The sequence below is a fragment of the Blastomonas fulva genome, assembly GCF_003431825.1.
Taxonomy (GTDB): Bacteria; Pseudomonadota; Alphaproteobacteria; order Sphingomonadales; family Sphingomonadaceae; genus Blastomonas; species Blastomonas fulva.
Genome location: NZ_CP020083.1, coordinates 1,954,689 through 1,968,588, shown reverse-complemented (window position 1 = coordinate 1,968,588; position 13,900 = coordinate 1,954,689). Strand labels below are relative to the sequence as shown.

Genomic DNA, 13,900 nt, shown 5'->3' with positions numbered 1-13,900 from the left:
CCATCGGCGAAAGCCGATTTGCCCATCCTGCTAGCGCGGCATACTGCTGCGGGCAGCATCGGCTTTCACCCCTTCTGAAAGATCGCCCCATGCATATCCAGCAACAGGCATCCGAACGGCACGTTCTGACCGTTACCGTCGACAACGAGGCGGGCATTCTGGCGAAGATCGCCGGCATGTTCACCGCGCGCGGATACAATATCGAAAGCCTGACGGTGGCCGATATCAGCGAGGACCATGCGGTCAGCCGAATCACCATCGTCACCGTCAGCCCGCCTGCGGTGATCGACCAGATCATCGCCCAGCTGGACCGGCTGGTGGCGGTGCACCGCGTCGCCGACCTCACCGAGCTCGGGCCGCATGTCGAGCGCGAGCTGGCATTGGTCAAGGTCGCGGGCGCGGGCGAGCACCGGATCGAAGCGCTGCGGCTGGCGGACATCTTCCGCGCCCGCCCGGTCGACACCAGCACCACCAGCTTCGTCTTCGAGATTTCCGGATCGTCGGAAAAGATCAACCAGTTCATCGCGCTGATGCGCGAGGTCGGGCTGGTCGAGGTCGCCCGCACCGGGGTCGTCGCCATGACCCGGGGGGCCACGGCGGGGTAATTCAGTTCGCAACCACATCGTCACCCCCGCGCAGGCGGGGGTCCCGCCTCTGCACCAACCAAAGCGGGATTCCCGCCTTCGCGGGAATGACGAACCAGATTAGAAATGGGGAAATGACATGCGCGTTTATTATGATTCCGATTGCGATCCCAAGCTGATCGAAGACAAGAAGATCGTCATCGTCGGCTATGGCAGCCAGGGCCATGCCCATGCCCAGAACCTTCGCGACAGCGGCGTCAAGGATGTCGCGATCGCGCTCCGTCCGGGCTCTGCCACCGCCGCCAAGGCCGAAGGCGCGGGCTTCAAGGTTCTGAGCAACGCCGATGCTGCTGCCTGGGCCGATATCGTGATGATCCTGGCGCCCGACGAGCATCAGGCCGCGATCTATGCCGACGATTATCACGCCAACATGAAGCCTGGCGCGGCACTCGCCTTCGCGCATGGCCTCAACATCCACTTCGGCCTGATCGAGGCACGTGAAGACCTCGACGTGATCATGATCGCGCCCAAGGGCCCCGGCCACACCGTGCGCAGCGAATATGTACGCGGCGGCGGCGTGCCCTGCCTGATCGCGGTGGAACGCGACGTTTCGGGCAACGCGCACGACATTGCCCTCGCTTATGCATCGGGCGTCGGCGGCGGCCGCAGCGGCATCATCGAGACGAACTTCCGCGAAGAGTGCGAGACCGATCTGTTTGGCGAGCAGGCGGTGCTCTGCGGCGGCCTGACTCACCTGATCCAGGCCGGGTTCGAGACGTTGACCGAAGCAGGCTATGCGCCGGAAATGGCGTATTTCGAGTGCCTGCACGAAGTGAAGCTGATCGTCGACCTGATGTATGAAGGCGGCATCGCCAACATGCGCTATTCGATCAGCAACACCGCCGAATATGGCGACATCACCACCGGCCCGCGGATCATCACCAGCGAAACCAAGGCCGAGATGAAGCGCGTGCTCGAGGACATCCAGCAGGGTCGCTTCGTCAAGAACTTCGTGCTCGACAACCGCGCCGGCCAGCCCGAACTGAAGGCCGCGCGCAAGCTCGCCGCCGCGCATCCGATCGAGAAGACCGGCGCGCAGCTGCGTGCGATGATGCCGTGGATCGGTGCCAACAAGCTGGTCGACAAGGCCAAGAACTGACCACCGCGTTGGCCACGCCAGCCTTCGAAACCCATGCCGCGCAGCTCGAATCCCTGAAAAGGGATTCGAGGCTGCGTGCGCTTGCGCCCCGTTCGGGCAAGGATTTTGCCTCGAACGATTATCTGGGACTGGCAGGATCGACGCTGCTGCACGATGCCTTGCGCGAAGGCATGGCATTGGGTCTCCCCGCAGGATCGGGCGGATCGCGGCTGCTACGCGGAAACCATGCGGCGCATGAGGCGCTCGAAGCCGATGCCGCGGCGCATTTCGGCAGCCAGTCCGCACTGTTCTTCGCCACCGGCTTTGCCGCCAACGCGGCGCTGTTCGCCACGCTGCCGCAGCGCGGCGATCTGGTGGTGCATGACAGCCTGATCCACGCATCCGCGCACGACGGCATGAAACTGGGCCGCGCCGAAACCCGCGCCGCTCGGCACAACGACGCGCAGGCGTTCGACGACGTCATCACCGCCTGGCGCGCCGAAGGCGGATCCGGGCAGGTCTGGATCGCGGTCGAAAGCCTCTACAGCATGGACGGCGACTGCGCGCCGCTGGCCGATCTGGCCGAGGTCGCCGCGCGGCACGATGCGGCGCTGGTCATCGACGAGGCCCACGCCACCGGGGTGTTCGGCCCTTGCGGCGCCGGCCTCGCGCACGGTCTTGCCGGACAGCCGAATGTCATCACTTTGCACACCTGCGGCAAGGCGCTTGGCTGCGAAGGCGCGCTGATCTGCGCGCCCAAGGTGGTCACCGATTTCCTCGTCAACCGCGCGCGGCCCTTCGTGTTCTCGACCGCGCCCTCGCCGCTGATCGCGCACATGGTGCGCCGTGCGATCGCGATCGTCGCAGCCCATCACGACTGGCGCGACGAGCTGTTTGCCCGCGTTGCCGAGGCGCGGCGCCTGCTCGCCCCGCGGCTGGGCGCGCAGGGCGGCACCAGCCAGATCCTCCCCGTGATCATCGGCGATGATGCCCGCACCATGCGGATCGCCGCCAGCCTGCAGCGCCAGGGCTTCGACATTCGCGGCATCCGCCCACCCACCGTGCCGCCCGGCACCGCGCGCCTGCGGATTTCCATTACCCGCAATGTCTCGATGGGTGATATCGGCGCGCTATCCGAATCACTCGACAGGATCATGATCCCCGCATGAAACCGCGATTTGTTGTAACAGGCACCGACACCGATATCGGCAAGTCGGTGTTCAGCGCTGCCCTGGTCCAGGCTTTGGGCGCGAGATACTGGAAGCCGGTGCAATCCGGCCTCGAGGGCGAGACCGACACAGCGTTCGTCGAGCGCATGGCCCCCGGATCGACGCTGCCCGAGGCCTGGCGGCTGATCACCCCCGCCTCGCCGCATCTCGCCGCCGAGATCGACGGAGTGGAGATCGATAGCGATGCGCTGATCCCGCCCGATATCGACGCCCCCTTGGTGATCGAGGGTGCAGGCGGCGCGCTGGTTCCGGTGACCCGCCAAACGCTCTATGCCGATGTCTTCGCGCGCTGGCAGATCCCGGTGATCGTCTGCGCGCGCACCGCCTTGGGCACGATCAACCACAGCCTGCTGACGATCGAGGCGTTGCGGTCGCGCGGGGTGCCGATCCATGGCGTCGCGTTCATCGGCGATGCGGTGCCCGACAGCGAGCACACCATCGCCGCGATCGGCAAGGTCCGCCGCCTCGGACGTCTGGCGCGGCTGGCTGCGCTGACGGCCGAGACGCTGGCCGATGGCTTTGCCGCCGGTTTCGATCTCGCGGACTTCGCATGACGCCCTCGCCCGTATGGCATCCCTTCACCCAGCATGGCCTGGGCGAGGACATCCCGCTGATCGCGCGCGGCCAGGGCGCGGTGCTGCATGGCGCCGATGGCCGGACATGGATCGACGCGATCTCGAGCTGGTGGGTGACCACGCATGGGCACGCGCATCCACGCATCATGGCCGCGATCCGCGAGCAGAGCGAAAAGCTCGACCAGATCATCTTCGCCGGATGGACGCACGAGCCTGCCGAGACGCTGGCACGCGGGCTGATCGAGATCACGCCCGGGCCGCTCACGCGCGTGTTCTTCAGCGACTCCGGCTCCACCGCGGTCGAGGTCGCGCTCAAGATGGCGCTGGGCTTCTGGCACAACCGAGAAAAAGGCGGGCACGGCGAGCAGCGGCACAAGATCATCGTGATGGAGCACAGCTATCACGGCGACACCATCGGCGCGATGTCGGTGGGCGCGCGCGGGGTGTTCAACCGGCCTTATGCGCCTTTGCTGTTCGACGTCACCGCCATCCCCTTCCCCGCTGCAGGAGGCGAGCAGGCGACCTTCGATGCGCTGGATGCGGCTTGCCGCGACCACGCCGCCGCGTTCATCGTCGAGCCGCTGGTGCTGGGTGCAGGCGGGATGCTGATGTACTCCGCCGATGTTCTTGCCGAGATGGCCGCGATCTGCGCTGCGCACGACGTATTGTTCATCGCCGACGAGGTGATGACCGGCTGGGGCCGCACCGGCACGATGCTGGCGTGCGAGCAGGCAGGCGTGATCCCCGACATCCTGTGCCTCTCCAAGGGGCTGACCGGGGGAGCGGTGCCGCTGGCGGTGACGCTTGCGGGCGAGGAGATTTTCATGGCGCACTGGTCGGACGACCGCGCCGACTGCTTTTTCCATTCGAGCAGCTACACCGCCAACCCGATCGCGTGCGCGGCCGCCAACGCGAACCTTGCCATCTGGCGCGAAGAGCCGGTCCAGGCGCGGATCGATGCGCTTGCGGCGCTTCAGACGGAACAGCTCGCGGCCATCGCCAGCCACCCTCTGGTCGCCGGCACGCGGCAATGCGGCACCATCGCCGCGTTCGACATCGTCGCCGACAGCCAAGGCTATCTATCGAGCTGGTCGGTGCATCTGGCGGGGTTCGGCAAGGCCCATGGCGTGCTGATCCGCCCGCTGGGCAACACCGTCTATGTCATGCCCCCCTATTGCACCACGCCCGGCCAGTTGCAGACGATCTACGCCGTGGTGCGCGAGGGGCTGGAGGCCGCCGGGCGCTGATTCGCTGGCGACGGATCAAAGATTGACTTGCGGCGTTCAGGCACCCAGTTTCGGTGTTCCTGTCCCCCCACTTCCCTAGGAGTTCGTCATGCGCAAGACTCTCGCTATCCTCGCTCTCGTCGCCGCCACCCCGCTGATCGGCCAAGGCATGCAGCTGCCCGGCCAGAAGGACGCTACCCGCGTGACCGCCGGCACCTACAAGACCGACCCCGGCCACTCGCTGATCGGCTGGGAGGTCAATCACTTCGGCTTCAACGATTATTACGGCCTGTTTGGCGACATCGCCGGAACGCTGATGATCGATCCGGCCAACCTCAACGCCGCCAAGGTCGATGTCACCATCCCCGTCGGCAAGGTGACCACCGCCAGCGCCGGGCTCACCAGCCATCTGCTGCGCGCGGGCAAGGACGGCGGCAAGCCCGACTTCTTCGGCCCCTCGCCCGCCGATGCGCGCTTCGTCTCGACCAAGGTGGTGGCCAGCGGCATGACCGCCAAGATCACCGGCAATCTCACGCTGAATGGCGTCACCAAGGAAGTGACATTCGACGCCGAGTTCACCGGCGCGGGTACCAACCCGTTCAACAAGAAGGAAACGATCGGCTTCGAGGCCGAGACCGAGATCAAGCGCAGCGAATTCGGCATCGCTTATGGCCTGCCGATGGTGAGCGACGAAGTCGAACTCGACATCAGCGTGGCGTTCGAAAAGCAGTAAAAAGCAACTCCCCCCTTCCCGGTCATCCGCCGGGGAGGGGTTTGCCTCTCCCCATATCCTGCGTGCGAGATAGCGCCGACCATTTTTTTGTTGCGCAAAGCCGCCGGTTCACGCAATGACGCTGACATTATGACCGGATTGGCCCTCCTTCTTGGATTGCGACTTACACGCCCTTAGGCGTGTACCGACCGTGCGCGCCAATGGGGCGCGCCACGCCTAAGGGCTTTTTCACCCGCCAGCACGCCCAGCGCCGATCACCGGTTGCGCTGATTGCTGGCCACCCTTATCGCACCACCAAACAGCCAGGGGCGCCTTTCAGCCATGCCGATGCTCACCGATCCTTCGCAAAAATACCGCGCCTTTCCGCGGGTCGACCTGCCGAACCGAACCTGGCCCGATGCGGTGATCACCGCGCCGCCGCGCTGGCTTTCCACCGACATGCGCGATGGTAACCAAGCGCTGATCGACCCGATGGACGGGCCCAAGAAGCAGCGGTTCTTCGACCTGCTGGTCAAGATCGGCCTCAAGGAGATCGAGGTCGGCTTTCCGTCGGCGGGCGAGACCGAGTTCAACTTCATCCGCGGCCTCGTCGACGGAAACAAGATCCCCGCCGACGTCACCGTGCAGGTGCTCACCCAGTCGCGGCGCGACCTGATCGAGAAGACCTTTGCGAGCCTCGCCGGGGTCCATCGCGCGATCGTGCACCTCTACAACGCTGTCTCGCCCGCGTGGCGCGAGGTCGTGTTCGGTCTCGACCGCGCAGGCGTCAAGGCGATCGCGGTCGAGGGTGCGAACATCCTCAAGGAGCAGGCGGCGAAGTATCCGCAGACCGACTGGCATTTCGAATACTCGCCCGAGACCTTTTCCACCGCCGAGCTCGATTTCAGCCTGGAGGTCTGCGAAGCGGTGATCGAGGTGCTGCAGCCGACGCCCGAAAAGCCGCTGATCCTCAACCTGCCCGCGACGGTCGAGGCCTCAAGCCCCAACATCTACGCCGACCAGATCGAGTGGATGTGCCGCCATATCAGCAGGCGCGATTGCGTGGTGATCAGCCTGCATCCGCACAATGATCGCGGGTCGGGCATCGCCGCAGCGGAACTGGGCCTGATGGCGGGCGCGGACCGCATTGAGGGCTGCCTGTTTGGCAATGGCGAGCGCACCGGCAATGTCGATCTCGTGGCGCTGGGCCTCAACATGTACACGCAGGGTATGCACCCCGGGCTCGATTTCTCGGACATGGACGAGATCGTCAAGACGGTGGAATATTGCAACCAGTTGAAGGTGCCCGAGCGGCACCCTTATGCAGGTGAACTGGTGTTCACGGCATTTTCGGGCAGCCATCAGGACGCGATCAAGAAGGGCTTTGCCGCGCAGGAAAAGCGCAACGACCAGTATTGGCAGGTGCCCTATCTGCCGCTCGACCCCGCCGATATCGGACGTTCGTATGAAGCGGTGATCCGCGTCAACTCGCAAAGCGGCAAGGGCGGCGTCGCCTGGGTGCTCGAGCAGGACCAGGGCCTCAAGCTGCCCAAGCGCCTGCAGGCCGATTTCAGCAAGACCGTGCAGGCGCTCGCCGATGCAAAAAGCATGGAATTGTCCTCGGGCGATATCTGGCAGGCCTTCCAGACGCGCTACCGGCTCGACGGCCAGGGCAAGTACCAGCTGGTCGATTACGAGGAGCGCAAGGCGGGCAGCGACCGGTTGTTTGTCGGGCGGATCATCGCGGACGGCAAGGAAATCCCTGTCAGCGGACGCGGCAACGGGCTGATATCAGGGGTGGTCGATGCGCTGTCGGCTGCGCTGGGGATTGCCATCGACATCGCCGATTACCGCGAACACGCGATCGGCGCAGGATCGAAGGCGCGCGCTGCGGCCTATGTCGAATGCGCGGTCGACGGCCGCTCGCCCTGCTTCGGCGTCGGGGTGGACGAGGACGTCGCGACGGCTTCGATCAAAGCGGTATTGAGCGCGCTCGAGGGGATCTGATCTGTCAAATCCTCCCCCAGCTTGTCTGGGGGAGGGGGACCATCCGCAGGATGGGGGAGGGGTTCTTACCAACCGTCGTTATCGAGCCCCTCTACCATTCGATGCGCGAACGGTCCCCCTCTCCGAGCAAGCTCGGGGAGGAATTAAGCGGCCCCCTGCAGTTTTCATTCAAAACTTAATTGCCTAGTTAAGAATGCCTCTGGACAGCCCATGAACCATGGCTAATGTCGCGGCCATGACCATGCCATCCCCGCTTTGCGACAACCTGCGCCTGCCCGTCATCGGGTCGCCGCTCTTCATCATCTCCGGCCCCGAGCTCGTCATTGCGCAATGCAAGGCGGGCGTGATCGGGTCGTTCCCGGCGCTCAACGCGCGGCCGCAGAGCCAGCTCGACGAGTGGCTGCACCAGATCACCGAGGAACTGGCCGAATACAACCGCGCCAACCCCGATGCGCCCGCCGCGCCCTATGCGGTCAACCAGATCGTCCACAAGTCCAACGACCGGCTGGAAGCCGACATCATGACCTGCGCCAAGTGGCAGGTGCCGATGGTGATCACCTCGCTGGGTGCGCGCGAAGACCTGAACAAGGCCGTGCACGACTGGGGCGGCATCACCATGCACGACGTGATCGACGACCGCTTCGCGCGCAAGGCGATCGAAAAGGGCGCAGACGGCTTGATCCCTGTGGCGGCAGGCGCCGGCGGCCACGCCGGCACCATCTCGCCCTTCGCGCTGATGCAGGAAATCCGCCAGTGGTTCACCGGCCCGGTGGCCCTGTCCGGATCGATCGCCAGCGGCGCGGCCATCCTCGCCGCGCAGGCGATGGGCGCGGACTTCGCCTATATCGGCTCGGCCTTCATCGCGACGGCCGAAGCGCGCGCCGACGATGGCTACAAGAACGGCATCGTCGAGGGCAAGGCCGCCGACATCGTCTATTCCGACCTCTTCACCGGGGTGTCGGGCAATTATCTGCGCCAGTCGATCGTCAACGCGGGTCTCGATCCCGACAATCTGCCCAAGGGCGATTACAGCACGATGAACTTCGGCTCGGGCGGCAACACCGATGCCAAGGCATGGCGCGACATCTGGGGCAGCGGCCAGGGCATCGGCGCGGTCGACAAGGTCGATACCGTCGCCGACATGGTCGGGCGCCTCACCCGCGAATACCACGCGGCGAAGGAATCGCTGCTCGCGCGCTCTGCCTATTGATCGCCTTGCATGGGCCGCCCGGGAAAGGCGGCCCGTTTGTTCGGTCATCGACGGTTAAGCTCGAAACCGGCTTATTCCTCCCGGGTGTTGACGAATATCGAGGGGGATAGATTGTCATGCGTGCAATCGCTGTCGTTGCGGCTGCTTCACTGGCCTGTTCGGTTCACGCCGAGGCCGCGCCCAAGGCCCAACTGCCCGAGGAACTTGTTCTCACCGGCGACAACCTGATCGACGTGACGATCAACGGTCTGCCCCTGCGGCTCGAGGTGCGCCCCGAAGCCGCCGATGCCCCCATGCTCAACCCGGATGTCGCGGCCAGGCTGCAGCTGAAACCCGGCATGTTCGGCTTCATCACGGTGGTGGGCCCCGAGCGGGTGAGCGGCGATTCGGCCGTGCACAAGGTCGATTACGGGGTCGGCCCCAAGAACCAGCGGATTTTCTGGGCCGACCGCGCGTCCTCCACCATCGCCGATGGCACCATCAGCCCTGCCTCGCTGCCCTACAAAAGGGTGCGCTTCCAGCTGACGGCGGCGGCTGCCAGTGAACGCACACAGCAGCTACCGCTCGACAATTTCGGCTTTCTCGGGCGCGGCGGGATCGGCACGACATTCGCGCTGGAGGGGGAAGAGGTTCGCTTCCAGTTCAGCCTGCAGCGTCCGGAAACCCTGGCCAGCGCCCCCACCGGCAACTGGCTGGCGCGCAAGCGCGAGGGCCGGTTTACCGGACAACCCCGCCAGACCCTGATCTATTTCGGCATCCAGCGGCCCACCCGCGCGATGACGCTGTCAAAGCCCATCCCCGTCGGCCAGACCATGCTGGACACGGTCGATGTGCGTTACAGCGATTATGGCGATGCCTCGGGCATTGCCGAGCAGGAAGCAACCGAGGGCGGAGATTCGGACGAAATCGTTGTCGTCGCCAAGAAGGAAAAGAAGGTCGATCTGCGCATCGTTGCCGGCAGGCGGTTCCTGCAAGGCTGTTCCAGCCTGCTCTACGACCTGCAGCAGCGCAACCTGACGCTCAGTTGCAAGGCCGAGTGATGATCAGAGCGGCCGTGAGCCCGTCACGTCATAGGCGGTGATCGTCCGGTCATGAATGCCGTGCGCGGCGCTGGCGGCGCGCCACTCGGCCATGTGCGCGCTGGCGGCATGCGCCTTGAGCGCGGCCTCGTCCTGCCAGGATTCGCTCACCCGGATCAGTCCCGGCTCCACGACGTCGTGCGCAAAGGCGTAATGCCCGCAGCCCGGCTCTGCACGGCTCAGTTCGATCATCCGCGCCATCGCCGGTTTCACAGCGTCCAGCTGCTCGACCGGGAAACGATAAAAGCCTGCAATCACGATCATGGCCCGGCCCCCTTCTAGATTTCCAGCTGGCTGCCGAGTTCCACCACGCGGTTGGAGGGCAGGTTGAAGAACTCCATCGGGCTGGCCGAGTTGCGCAGCATCCAGGCGAAGATCTTCTCGCGCCACACCGGCATTCCGGGGCGTTCGGCGGTGAGCAGGGTCTGGCGCGAGAGGAAGAAGCTGGTCTGCAGCATCTCGAACTTGCCGCCGCACAGTTCCTTCACGTCCTTGAGCGCAGCGGGCACATCGGTCGACTGCATGAAACCATAACGCAGCACCATTCGGTAGAAGCCGTGTCCCAGGCTTTCCACCTGGAAGCGGTTGGCATCGGTGACATAGGGCACCTCCATGATCTGCACCGTCAGAATGACGACGCGCTCATGGATGACCTTGTTGTGCTTCATATTGTGCAGAAGCGCGGTGGGCACGCCGGTGGTTGCCGATGCCATGAAGATCGCGGTGCCCTTGACCCGGGTGGCCGAGCCTTGCGCGGACTTGACGAACACCTCGATCGGCAGCGCGCTTTCGATCATCGTCTCGCGCATCAGCTTGCGACCGCGCGCCCAGGTGGTGAGCAGCGTGAAGGTGAACGCGCCGATGACCAGCGGGAACCAGCCGCCATCGGGAATCTTGGTGGCGTTTGCCAGGAAGTAGGCGCCATCGACCACCACGAAGGTGACGATGACGGGAATCGCCATCCACAATTTCCACTTCCACATCGCGATCAGCAGCACCGCCATCAGGCAGGTATCGATCAGCATCGCGCCGGTCACCGCGATGCCATAGGCCGCGGCAAGGTTGCTCGAGCTCTGGAAGGTCAGCACCAGAAGGATCACCGCGATCATCAACACCCAGTTGATCAGCGGAATGTAGATCTGGCCGCTTTCCGACGCGCTGGTGTGCTTGATCGACAGACGCGGGATATAGCCCAGCTGGATCGCCTGATGGGTGATCGAGAACGCGCCCGAGATCACCGCCTGGCTGGCGATGAATGTGGCCGCAGTCGCGAGCAGCACCAGTGGCAGCCTCAGCATGTCGGGCGCGAGCAGGAAGAACGGGTTCTTGATCGTCTCGGCAGCCTCCGCAGGGCCCATGCCGATGATCATCGCGCCCTGGCCGAAATAGTTGATCAGCAGCGCGGGCATGACGAAGCCGAACCACGATAGCCGCAACGGGCCGCGCCCGAAATGGCCCATGTCCGAATACAGCGCCTCGGCGCCCGTCACCGCGAGGACGACGGAGCCCAATGCCAGGAACGCGAACCAGCCGTCATTGATGAAGAACCGCACCGCATACCAAGGGTTTAGCGCCAGCAGGATCTCGGGATTGAACAGGATCTGGTAGACACCCAGCACCGTGATCGTGGTGAAATAGAGCACCATGATCGGCGCGAACAACGTCCCGATCTTGGCGGTGCCGCGCGACTGGATGAAGAACAGGAACACGAGCAGCGCGACTGCGATCGGAATGACGAGCGGTTGCAGCCCGGGGTTGACCACGGTCAACCCTTCCACCGCCGACAGCACCGAAATTGCGGGCGTGATCATGCTGTCGCCGTAGAACAATGCGGTGGCGAATACGCCCAGCAGGATGAGCAGCCAGCCATAGCTGGTGCGTCCGATGCTGCGCGAGATCAGTGCGACGAGCGCGAGGCTGCCGCCCTGCCCCTTGTTGTCCGCGCGCATCAGGATGCTGACATATTGCACCCCCACGACCAGCGTCATCGACCAGAAGATCAGGCTGACGACGCCGAAGATATGCTCGCGGTCAGGGGTAAGCGGATGGTGCCCGGCAAAGGTCTCGCGAAACGCGTAGATCGGGCTGGTGCCGATATCACCGAACACGATGCCGATCGCGCCGAACGCGAGCAACGCCACCGAACTGCTGTGCGTGTCAGCGTTGCCAGCCTGCTGGGCCACCTGTTCGCCCGCCATCGACCCGGCACTCGGTTGCTCTGAGGGCACTTCTGAAGGAGTATCAGTTATCATCGGGCAGTGTGCGAACGCGTGAAGGCCAGGCAGCCCGCGTTCATCGTCCCCTTTCGCCTATCGCCAAATCGGCAATGGCACGCGGATTAGCATGCGGCATGATGCGGTGCAATATAATCGCGGTGTGGCGATTATGGTTGTGAATCAACGGGTTGCGCTGGATCCGCAGTCGGCGGCACCGATCCGGGCATGCCCGGCGCGGGCGCACCGCTCTGCTGGGCGATCAAAGCATCGATCCGCGCGAGTCGTGTGGTCAGGTCCTCGCGCCATTCGGCCTCGGGCGGGGAGCGCTCGAGCAGTTCGCCCCAGATCGCCCGCGCCTGCTGCAACTGACCCGATGTGGCGAGCGCCAGCCCCAGGAAAAACGGCGGTGCGGGGTGATCGGGGGTCAGCGTCGCGGCCTTCTGATAGGCGAACTGCGATGCAGGCGTCAGCAGGCCGTTGCTGTGGCCGACCAGCGCATTGCCGAGCGCCACCCACAGATCGGTGTCCTCGGGATAGGTCTCCAGGCCCTTGCTGAGCGCGGTGGCGGCGGTGGCGAACTTGCCCTGGCGGCTCTGCGCATCGGCCAGCACCAGCCAGGCGCGGGCATCGCCGAAGTTGCCGCCCATCTCGTCGCGCTGCTTGGCGAGGTCCTCGTCGAACATGCTGAGCTTCTCGACCGGCTCCTTGGGCGATCCGGCGAGCGAGGGCTGGCCCTGCCAGGCATAGCCCGCAATCCCCAGGAACAGCGCGGCACCCGCAAGTTCCCACGCCCGGCGCGGCAGCTTGCCCAGCCAGATCATGCCGGCCATGATGGCCACGGCCACCAGCAGAACGATCACCCACGCCATCAGCTCTTGTCTCCGGTTGCCTTGGCCTTGCCAAAGCGCTTGCGGGCGATGATGCCTGCGAACAGCAGCAGCACGATCGGGGCTGCGAACAGCGGCCAGGTCATCGCGGTCACCTGCGGTTGATAGGACACCCAGTCGCCATAGCGTTCGATCAGCCACGCCCGGATCGCCTCGGGGTCTTCACCCGCTGCGATGCGCGTGCGCACCTGATGGCGCATGTCGCCTGCCATCGGCGCATCCGAATCGGCGATCGACTGGCTCTGGCAGGTCAGGCAGCGCAGCGTCATCATCAGATCCTGCGCAGACTTTTCCTTCGCCGGGTCATCGAGCTGCTTGTAGGCGTAGGGCGCGGGTGGAAGAGTGTCCTGCGCGGCGAGCGGGGCGGCAAGCATCGCCAGGATCATGACGAAAAGCCACCTCACCGTGTTCCCGAGCGAAGTCGAGGGACGTGCACGCAAGGGTAGCGAAAGGTCCCTCGACACGCTCGGGACAAACGGGTGTGGGGCGCGCGGCGCCATCACTGCGCTTCCTTCAGTTTCTGCAGGATCACGGGCACATGTTCGGGACGGATGTCGCCGATATGCTGATAGGTGATCATGCCCTTGCCATCGATGACGAAGGTTTCAGGGACGCCCGACGAGCCCAGGTCGAACTGAATCTTGCTGACATCGTCCGCGCCGATCCGCGCATAGGGGTTGCCGTTGCGCGCAAGGAACGCCTGCACGTCTGGACCGCGATCACGGATTGCGACGCCGTTGATCTCGACCCCGGCATCGGCGAGCTGCTGCAGATACGGCGCCTCGGCGATGCAGGGCACGCACCAGCTGGCAAAGACGTTGAGCAGCCGGGGCTTGCCATCGGTGAAGTTGGTGCGCGCCAGCGCGGGCCGATCGGGCACTGCCTGGGGCAGATCGAAATCGGGCAGCGGCTTGCCGATCATCTGCGAGCTGATGGTGCGATCGCCGGGCGCGATCAGGCCGCTCGCAAACACGGCGAACAGCACGCCGAACAGCGCGAGCGGCAGCCAGATGGCCCAGTGTTTCATGCGATCAGAA

Annotated in this window: 14 protein-coding genes; 9 read left to right on the top strand and 5 right to left on the bottom strand. The window is 64.8% G+C overall.

Features of this window, described 5'->3' with window-relative positions:
* Positions 1-89 precede the first annotated feature (89 nt).
* The 9 genes from ilvN (at position 90) to B5J99_RS09120 (ending at position 9,721) form a co-directional block, all read left to right on the top strand.
* Positions 90-605: an acetolactate synthase small subunit gene (gene ilvN / locus B5J99_RS09160; protein ID WP_054133472.1), complete on the top strand. Its 516-nt coding sequence runs from the start codon at positions 90-92 to the stop codon at positions 603-605.
* 118 nt (positions 606-723) lie between these two features.
* Positions 724-1,743 (top strand): ketol-acid reductoisomerase, encoded by a 1,020-nt coding sequence (ilvC, locus tag B5J99_RS09155; protein WP_054133473.1) that lies wholly within the window; start codon positions 724-726, stop codon positions 1,741-1,743.
* Positions 1,744-1,751: 8 nt separating this feature from the next.
* Positions 1,752-2,891, top strand: a complete 1,140-nt coding sequence (locus B5J99_RS09150; RefSeq protein WP_245991845.1) for an 8-amino-7-oxononanoate synthase — start codon at positions 1,752-1,754, stop codon at positions 2,889-2,891.
* Entirely contained in the window at positions 2,888-3,505 is a 618-nt protein-coding gene (bioD, locus tag B5J99_RS09145; protein WP_117352235.1) for a dethiobiotin synthase, read from the top strand. Before B5J99_RS09150 ends, bioD begins: the two co-directional genes overlap by 4 nt.
* Positions 3,502-4,773, top strand: a complete 1,272-nt coding sequence (locus B5J99_RS09140; RefSeq protein WP_054133476.1) for an adenosylmethionine--8-amino-7-oxononanoate transaminase — start codon at positions 3,502-3,504, stop codon at positions 4,771-4,773. The genes bioD and B5J99_RS09140 overlap by 4 nt, the downstream gene beginning before the upstream one ends.
* An 88-nt stretch (positions 4,774-4,861) precedes the next feature.
* Positions 4,862-5,485 (top strand): YceI family protein, encoded by a 624-nt coding sequence (locus B5J99_RS09135; protein WP_117352234.1) that lies wholly within the window; start codon positions 4,862-4,864, stop codon positions 5,483-5,485.
* Positions 5,486-5,806: 321 nt separating this feature from the next.
* Positions 5,807-7,471, top strand: a complete 1,665-nt coding sequence (gene leuA, locus B5J99_RS09130) for a 2-isopropylmalate synthase (protein WP_117352233.1) — start codon at positions 5,807-5,809, stop codon at positions 7,469-7,471.
* 235 nt (positions 7,472-7,706) lie between these two features.
* Positions 7,707-8,681, top strand: a complete 975-nt coding sequence (locus B5J99_RS09125; protein WP_054133479.1) for an NAD(P)H-dependent flavin oxidoreductase — start codon at positions 7,707-7,709, stop codon at positions 8,679-8,681.
* A gap of 116 nt (positions 8,682-8,797) precedes the next feature.
* Positions 8,798-9,721 carry a hypothetical protein gene (locus B5J99_RS09120; RefSeq protein WP_117352232.1) on the top strand — a complete coding sequence of 308 codons (924 nt, stop codon included), beginning with the start codon at positions 8,798-8,800 and terminating at the stop codon, positions 9,719-9,721.
* A gap of 3 nt (positions 9,722-9,724) precedes the next feature.
* Here B5J99_RS09120 and B5J99_RS09115 read toward each other — a convergent pair whose 3' ends face one another.
* The 5 genes from B5J99_RS09115 to B5J99_RS09095 all read right to left on the bottom strand — a co-directional run bounded on the left by B5J99_RS09115 (position 9,725) and on the right by B5J99_RS09095 (position 13,890).
* Positions 9,725-10,024, bottom strand: a complete 300-nt coding sequence (locus B5J99_RS09115) for a putative quinol monooxygenase (RefSeq protein ID WP_117352231.1) — start codon at positions 10,022-10,024, stop codon at positions 9,725-9,727.
* A 14-nt stretch (positions 10,025-10,038) separates the two neighbouring features.
* Positions 10,039-11,958: a potassium transporter Kup gene (locus tag B5J99_RS09110; protein ID WP_054133482.1), complete on the bottom strand. Its 1,920-nt coding sequence runs from the start codon at positions 11,956-11,958 to the stop codon at positions 10,039-10,041.
* Positions 11,959-12,143: 185 nt separating this feature from the next.
* The gene (locus B5J99_RS09105; protein ID WP_069049373.1) at positions 12,144-12,845 is read right to left on the bottom strand and encodes a tetratricopeptide repeat protein; all 702 of its coding nucleotides are present in this window, start codon (positions 12,843-12,845) and stop codon (positions 12,144-12,146) included.
* On the bottom strand, positions 12,845-13,249 hold the full coding sequence (locus B5J99_RS09100) for a cytochrome c-type biogenesis protein (protein WP_117352230.1): 405 nt from the start codon (positions 13,247-13,249) through the stop codon (positions 12,845-12,847). The genes B5J99_RS09105 and B5J99_RS09100 overlap by 1 nt, the downstream gene beginning before the upstream one ends.
* A 113-nt stretch (positions 13,250-13,362) precedes the next feature.
* Positions 13,363-13,890 (bottom strand): DsbE family thiol:disulfide interchange protein, encoded by a 528-nt coding sequence (locus B5J99_RS09095; RefSeq protein ID WP_054133485.1) that lies wholly within the window; start codon positions 13,888-13,890, stop codon positions 13,363-13,365.
* Positions 13,891-13,900: the final 10 nt, after the last annotated feature.

Excerpts from the sequence above, each read along its gene's own strand:
- B5J99_RS09110 (WP_054133482.1), bottom strand. The coding sequence starts at position 11,958 with ATGGCGGGCGAACAGGTGGCCCAGCAGGCTGGCAACGCTGACACGCAC.
- B5J99_RS09115 (WP_117352231.1), bottom strand. The coding sequence starts at position 10,024 with ATGATCGTGATTGCAGGCTTTTATCGTTTCCCGGTCGAGCAGCTGGAC.
- leuA (WP_117352233.1), top strand. The coding sequence starts at position 5,807 with ATGCCGATGCTCACCGATCCTTCGCAAAAATACCGCGCCTTTCCGCGG.
- B5J99_RS09140 (WP_054133476.1), top strand. The coding sequence starts at position 3,502 with ATGACGCCCTCGCCCGTATGGCATCCCTTCACCCAGCATGGCCTGGGC.
- ilvC (WP_054133473.1), top strand. The coding sequence starts at position 724 with ATGCGCGTTTATTATGATTCCGATTGCGATCCCAAGCTGATCGAAGAC.
- B5J99_RS09125 (WP_054133479.1), top strand. The coding sequence starts at position 7,707 with ATGACCATGCCATCCCCGCTTTGCGACAACCTGCGCCTGCCCGTCATC.
- B5J99_RS09100 (WP_117352230.1), bottom strand. The coding sequence starts at position 13,249 with ATGATCCTGGCGATGCTTGCCGCCCCGCTCGCCGCGCAGGACACTCTT.
- bioD (WP_117352235.1), top strand. The coding sequence starts at position 2,888 with ATGAAACCGCGATTTGTTGTAACAGGCACCGACACCGATATCGGCAAG.
- ilvN (WP_054133472.1), top strand. The coding sequence starts at position 90 with ATGCATATCCAGCAACAGGCATCCGAACGGCACGTTCTGACCGTTACC.
- B5J99_RS09135 (WP_117352234.1), top strand. The coding sequence starts at position 4,862 with ATGCGCAAGACTCTCGCTATCCTCGCTCTCGTCGCCGCCACCCCGCTG.
- B5J99_RS09105 (WP_069049373.1), bottom strand. The coding sequence starts at position 12,845 with ATGGCGTGGGTGATCGTTCTGCTGGTGGCCGTGGCCATCATGGCCGGC.
- B5J99_RS09120 (WP_117352232.1), top strand. The coding sequence starts at position 8,798 with ATGCGTGCAATCGCTGTCGTTGCGGCTGCTTCACTGGCCTGTTCGGTT.
- B5J99_RS09095 (WP_054133485.1), bottom strand. The coding sequence starts at position 13,890 with ATGAAACACTGGGCCATCTGGCTGCCGCTCGCGCTGTTCGGCGTGCTG.